The following is a 6,062-nucleotide window of genomic DNA, read 5'->3' on the forward strand; positions in this document are numbered from 1 at the left end:
CGCTCCTCTACCTGCCGCTCGGGGTCGGATGTGTGTCGTCGCCGGCCCCGGTGATCCCCGGAGCCACACCGGTGCCCCCGGCGAACGGCATCGCTGCCAGTCTGCCGACGGCCCGGCCCACCGCTTCGGGCGGGAGCAGCCCCGGTCCCCGGCTGCGCGCGAACTCCGCGAACGTCTCCACCGTGGTGAACCGCGGCCGGAAGCCCAGGGTCTCGCGCATCTGGACGGTGGAGACCACCCTGCCATGGGTGAGCAGCCGGATCTGCTCCGGCGAGAAGTCCGTCATCCCGACCGTACGGAGCGCCTGGCCGACCCAGGTGACCGCGGGCAGCAGCACCGGCATCGTCGGCCGCCCCAGCCGCCGTGAGCACTGCGAGAGCAGCAGCACCCCGTCCCCGGCGATGTTGAAGGTGCCGCTGTTCAGCGTGGAGCGCCGAGGCTCGCTCGCGGCGATGCCGAGTACGTCGATGACGTCGTCCTCGTGCACGAACTGGAGCCTCGGGTCGTACCCGAACACGGTCGGCAGCACCGGCAGCGACAGGTAGTCGGCCAGCGGCGAGTCCGCGTCGGGACCCAGGATGTTCGCGAACCGGAGCACGCACACGGCCACGTCCGGCCTGCGGCGCGCGAAGCCCCGTACGTACCCCTCGACCTCCACCGCGTCCTTCGCGAAGCCCCCGCTCGGCAGGGACTTGGGCGGGGTGGTCTCGTGGAAGACCGCCGGATCGCGGGGCGCGGAGCCGTACACACCCGTACTGGACTTGACCACCAGGCGCTGGACGGCCGGGGCCTTCTGGCACGCGCCGAGCAGCTGCATGGTGCCGATGACGTTGGTCTCCTTGACCGCGCTGCGGCCCTGCGAGCCGAGGCCCATCGCGCTGACGTCCAGATGGACGACCGTGTCGACCGAGTACTCGGCGAGGACTCTGGCGATGGCGGGCTGGCGGATGTCCGCCGTCACGAAGACGGCGTCCCCCAGCTCGTGGCCGGGCTCGACCGCGTCGACCGCGATCACCCGGTCCACGTCCGGATCACGCTGGATGCGCCGCACGAAGCGGCCGCCCAGCTGCCGGGCCGCTCCCGTGACGAGCACGACCTTCCCCAAGATCAGCGCCTTCCGTCGGTCTCCCGTGAAGTGACAGGGGAGGGGCCCTCGAAGAGAGGTTCTCCCCCGCTCGTCACCGTAGCGGGTGGATGTTGCCCTGTGATGCCCGCGCGGCGGCCTTCTGCCGCGTCTTGGCCCGAATGTGTGCCGGGGCGGGGGCCGGTCGTACCGGGCCCCGCACAGCACCGCAGCCCTCCCGCCTGACAGGCGAAAGGGCTGCGGATTTCACGAACTGCGTTCGCTTACTTCTTGTTGCGACGCTGAACGCGCGTGCGCTTGAGCAGCTTGCGGTGCTTCTTCTTGGCCATCCGCTTGCGCCGCTTCTTAATGACAGAGCCCACGACTACCCTCGCTCACTTCTTCTTCACTGGTGCGGGGCGTCTGGGCCCACACGACCTACGTCGGCCTAGCCTACCCGCCACCGGGTGAGGGACGTAATCCGAGGGGAATGTCAGGCCGACCCCACCCCCACGAAGGACTCCCGGAGATACTCGTGAACCGCTTGCTCCGGCACCCGGAAGGACCTGCCCACCCGGATCGCCGGCAGATGACCGCTGTGCACCAGGCGGTACACGGTCATCTTCGACACTCGCATGACAGAGGCGACTTCCGCCACGGTCAGAAACTTGACCTCGTTGAGAGGCCTCTCGCTGTCAGCAGCCATGATCCACCTGTACCTTCCGCACGCGACGCGCACCGGCTTCCCCTCCGGTGACTCTTCGTCGATGTGCGCTCACTGCCCAGATTAGGGGCGGGTGATGCGAGTGGGGAAGAGGAGAGCCGATCGGCCGCCTACTGTGACAGAGCCGCCCGATTGAGTACATAGCGCGTGAGCGGCAGGTAGTAGGCGGACCGCACGGCGTCGTCCACCGGTACGACGGCCGACACCCTGCCCTCGGCCTCACCGACGAACAGCGCGGGATCGTCCGTATCGGCCAGCCCGATCGCCTCGATGCCCAGCTGACCTGCCCCGCAGACCCATCCGTGGTCCCCCACGACGAGTTCCGGGAACGGCCCCCGACCCACCGCCGCGGCCTCCAGAACGACCCTGACCGGCAGCGGGGAGTGGCAGTGTGCGCCGGTACCACCACCGGGCAGCCGCACGCCGGGTTCGCGCACCAGCGCGACTCCCCGTACGTAGTCCAGGTTGTACGTGCGTACGCCGAACCGGGTCGTTATGTCGATACATCGCCCCTGCGCGGGGGTGAGCACAACGCAGCCGACCGACGACAAAGCGTCTGCCAGCGCTGCGTAGAAACCGAGCAGCCGGTGCGGGTGCCCCGTACCGAACAGCACCGGCGCCCGCCGCCGGGCCGCGTCCGCCAGCCGGGCCGCGAAGGCGTCCAGCCCCGCCAGCGTCCGCTCCGGGTCGATCACATCGGGCCCCGAGACGTGCCCGGGATCGGCCGAGACCCCGCACTTGTCGGCCATCAGCCGGAGCAGGTCCAGCTCCTCCCAGCCCCTTCCGGGGTCGAGGCCGAGCGTCACCCGGGGGTCCCTGGCCGCGAACAGCCGATAACTCCGCAGGCTCACCTCCCGAGGGGTGGCCACGGGGCCGGCCAGCCGGGCCGCCAGCAGATGCGCGCGCAGCGCTCCGGTGCTCAACACCCTGCCGATGCTCCCGTACCCGCACCGCCCGGGGGCCAAAAGCCTGGACGCGCCCCACAGTTGGCGTAACACCGTGTCGGGCGGCCGGGCCCCGGACCGGAACAGACCGGCCGCCTCGGACGAGAACAGTCCGCTCCGCTCAGGCCAGAACAAGCCGGTCGTTGGCCTCAGACCAGAACAGTCCGCTCCGCTCAGGTCAGCAGTCCCCGGAGCGGGAAGGCCGCCCGGCGGCTCGCCAGCACCGCCTGGTCCAGCCGGTCGGCCGGGTCGTACCCCTCTTCCCACGACTTCCAGGACGGGGTGCGGCCGTCCGTCATCCGGGCAGGGCCGAGCTGCCGGGTCCGGGCGTAGACCTCGTCGCGCCAGGAGGACGGGATCACCGACTCCGGGTCCACGGGCGCGTGGGCGGCGATCCCCACCAGATGCGTCCAGGACCTCGGCACGACGTCCACGACCGCGTAACCGCCCCCGCCGAGCGCCACCCAGCGCCCCTCGTCCGCGTACTCGTGGGCGAGGTCGTGGCAGGCCGCCATCACCGCCCGCTGGGCGTCCAGCGACACCGCGAGATGGGCCAGCGGGTCCTCGAAGTGCGTATCGGCCCCGTGCTGCGTCACCAGCACCTGCGGCCGGAAGTCCGCCAGCAGCTCCGGCACCACCGCGTGGAACGCCCGCAGCCACCCCGCGTCCCCCGTTCCGGCCGGCAGCGCCACGTTCACCGCACCGCCCTCGCCCGCCCCGGCGCCGGTCTCCTCCGGCCAGCCGGTCTGCGGGAAGAGGGTGCGGGGGTGCTCGTGCAGCGAGACGGTCAGCACCCGCGGGTCCTCCCAGAACGCCGCCTGCACGCCGTCCCCGTGGTGCACGTCCACATCGACGTACGCGACGCGCTCCGCGCCCAGCTCCAGCAGCCGCGCGATGGCGAGCGCCGGGTCGTTGTAGATGCAGAAGCCCGACGCACTGCCGGGCATGGCGTGATGGAGTCCGCCGCTGAAGTTCACCGCGTGGCCGGTACGCCCGCGCCACACCGCCTCCGCGGCGCCGACGGACTGTCCGGCGATCAGCGAGGACACCTCGTGCATCCCGGCGAACGCCGGATCGTCCACCGTCCCGAGTCCGTAGCTCTGGTCGGCGTGGGCGGGGTCCGCCGAGGCCGCCCGTACGGCCGCCACGTAGTCGGAGCGGTGCACGAGCCGCAGCGTGGACTCCCCGGCGGGCTTGGCCGCCACCACGTCCACCGCACGGTCGAGACCGAACGCCCGCACCAGGCCCATCGTCAGCGCGAGTCTGACCGGGTCCATGGGGTGGCTGTCCCCGAAGTCGTATCCCGTTACTGCGTCATCCCACATCAGCTGTGCGCGGCCGCTCATGCCCGCCACCGTATCGGGCGGGCTCCGCGCCGAACGATCTGGCGTACACGAGCATCGCGAACACCAGCACCATCGGTACGAGCATCGCGCCCCGGTAGCTCCAGGCGTCCCCGATCGCCCCCACCAGGGGCGAGCCGACCAGGAAGCCCACGTAGTTGAAGATGTTCAGCCGGGCGATCGCGGTGTCGCTGTCCTCGGGGAACATCCGCCCGGCCGCCGCGAACGTCTGCGGCACGATCACGCACAGCCCGAACCCCAGCATGGTGAATCCGAGCATCCCGGTCCAGGCCCCGCCGGCGACGGCCACCACACCGAACCCGGCCGCGGCCAGCACACTCCCGAACCGCACCACGGCCACCGCCCCGAACCGCCGCACCCCGAAGTCCCCGACAGCCCGCCCCAGCAACGTCGTCACCATGTAGACGTTGTACGGAACCGTCGACAGCTGCTCCGAACTCCCCAGCACGTCCTGCAGGTACTTGGCGCTCCAGTTGGAGACGGTCGAGTCGCCGATGTACGCGAAGCTCATCACCAGGCAGAGCGGCAGCAGCAGCTTGAACGAGACAGCCCCGGCCTTCCCCTTCGGCGCGGCCCGCCCCTCGTCCTCCTGCTTCCCCTCGACGTACCACCGGCTCCCGACGAACGCGGCGGGCAACAGCACCACCACGACCGGGAGGTACGAGACCAGCAGCGACAGATCCCAGTGCGCCCCCGCCCACGCCATCGACGCCCCGGCGATCCCGCCGAGGCTGTACGCGGCGTGGAAGCCGAGCATGATGGAACGTCCGTACGCCCGCTGAAGGCTGACCCCCATCATGTTCGTGGACGCGTCCAGCGCTCCGACCGCCAGCCCGAACACGCCGAGCGCCAGGGCCACCGCCCACAGCTCGCTCCCGGCACCGACGCCGAGGAGCGCCAGCAGCACGACGGGCTGCGTCCAGCGCAGAACCACGCGCGGCCGCAGCCGTGCGACCACCTTCTCGGTGACCACGCTGCCCACACCGGCCAGGATCGGCACGGCGGCGAGGAACACGGGCAGCAGGCCGTCGGATATCCCGTACCTGTCCTGGATGGCCGGGATCCGCGTCACGAGAGAAGCGAACGTGACCCCTTGCACGAAGAAGCTCAACGCGAGGGAGGCTCTGCCGTGCCGCAAACGTGCATCTGTCATGGGCGCGAGCGTAGAGCCAGTTTCTACCCGTGGGTAGATGCGTCAGGCAAGCAATTCCCGCAGCTGTCCCATGTCGGAGAAATGCCCGGTCACCCCGGCCAGCCGGTCCGCCGGCATCATCGAGGTGAACCCGTACACATCCATCCCCGCAGCCCTCGCCGCCTCGACCCCGAGCGGGCTGTCCTCGATGACGACGCACCGCTCCGGCGGCACCCCCATCCGGTCGGCGGCGTAGAGGAACAGGTCGGGGGCCGGCTTCCCGCGCCCCACGTCCTCGGAGCTGAAGATCCACTCCTCCTCGAACCACTGGTCGAGCCCGGTCGTCCGGTGCCCGACCCGAATCCGCTCGTGGCTGCCGGAGGAAGCGACGCAGTACGGGACCCCCTCGGCGACGAGATCCCCCAGCACCTCCTCGACACCGGGTACGGGCCGCAGCTCCTGCCGGAACGCGGCGAACACCCGCGAGTGGAACGTGTCGTCGAAGTCCGCGGGCAGCTTCTCGCCGCCCCGCTCCTCCACGAGGTCGTGCACCCGGTGCATGGCGGCCCCCATGTAGTCGCGGAGGGACTCCTCGTACGTGGTGGGATGGCCGAGCTCCGTGAGGTAGGCGGCCAGGAGGGTGTTGGAGATCGGCTCGCTGTCCACGAGCACACCGTCGTTGTCGAAGATGACCAGTTCGTAGCGCATGCCATGACCTTAAACTGTCGGGAACGCAGAAAAGCCCCGTGCCACAAGGGCACGGGGCTCAACTATTTTAAAAGGAGTTCGGCGGCGTCCTACTCTCCCACAGGGTCCCCCCTGCAGTACCATCGGC

General features: G+C 70.4%; 7 protein-coding genes. All 7 read right to left on the minus strand.

Annotated elements, in window-relative coordinates; all coding sequences use genetic code 11:
- Positions 1–7: 7 nt before the first annotated feature.
- Positions 8–1,105 carry an NAD-dependent epimerase/dehydratase family protein gene (locus ACIP89_RS17400; RefSeq protein WP_401932323.1) on the minus strand — a complete coding sequence of 366 codons (1,098 nt, stop codon included), beginning with the start codon at positions 1,103–1,105 and terminating at the stop codon, positions 8–10.
- Positions 1,106–1,347: 242 nt separating this feature from the next.
- A complete protein-coding gene (locus tag ACIP89_RS17405) occupies positions 1,348–1,446 on the minus strand; it encodes a 30S ribosomal protein bS22 (protein ID WP_003948845.1) in 99 nt (32 codons plus the stop codon).
- Between the two features lie 110 nt (positions 1,447–1,556).
- The gene (locus tag ACIP89_RS17410; protein WP_158072253.1) at positions 1,557–1,769 is read right to left on the minus strand and encodes a helix-turn-helix domain-containing protein; all 213 of its coding nucleotides are present in this window, start codon (positions 1,767–1,769) and stop codon (positions 1,557–1,559) included.
- 128 nt (positions 1,770–1,897) lie between these two features.
- Complete coding sequence (locus ACIP89_RS17415) at positions 1,898–2,713, minus strand: phosphatase (protein WP_402115528.1); 816 nt, start codon at positions 2,711–2,713, stop codon at positions 1,898–1,900.
- A gap of 191 nt (positions 2,714–2,904) precedes the next feature.
- Positions 2,905–4,077, minus strand: coding sequence for an acetoin utilization protein AcuC (locus ACIP89_RS17420; RefSeq protein ID WP_401932329.1), 1,173 nt, complete (start codon positions 4,075–4,077; stop codon positions 2,905–2,907).
- Positions 4,046–5,248, minus strand: a complete 1,203-nt coding sequence (locus tag ACIP89_RS17425) for an MFS transporter (protein WP_401927570.1) — start codon at positions 5,246–5,248, stop codon at positions 4,046–4,048. Before ACIP89_RS17425 ends, ACIP89_RS17420 begins: the two co-directional genes overlap by 32 nt.
- 42 nt (positions 5,249–5,290) lie before the next feature.
- A complete protein-coding gene (locus tag ACIP89_RS17430) occupies positions 5,291–5,935 on the minus strand; it encodes an HAD family phosphatase (RefSeq protein ID WP_073737082.1) in 645 nt (214 codons plus the stop codon).
- Between the last annotated feature and the right edge of the window lie 127 nt (positions 5,936–6,062).

It is taken from the genome of Streptomyces sp. NPDC088730 (assembly GCF_044751215.1).
Classification (GTDB): domain Bacteria; phylum Actinomycetota; class Actinomycetes; order Streptomycetales; family Streptomycetaceae; genus Streptomyces.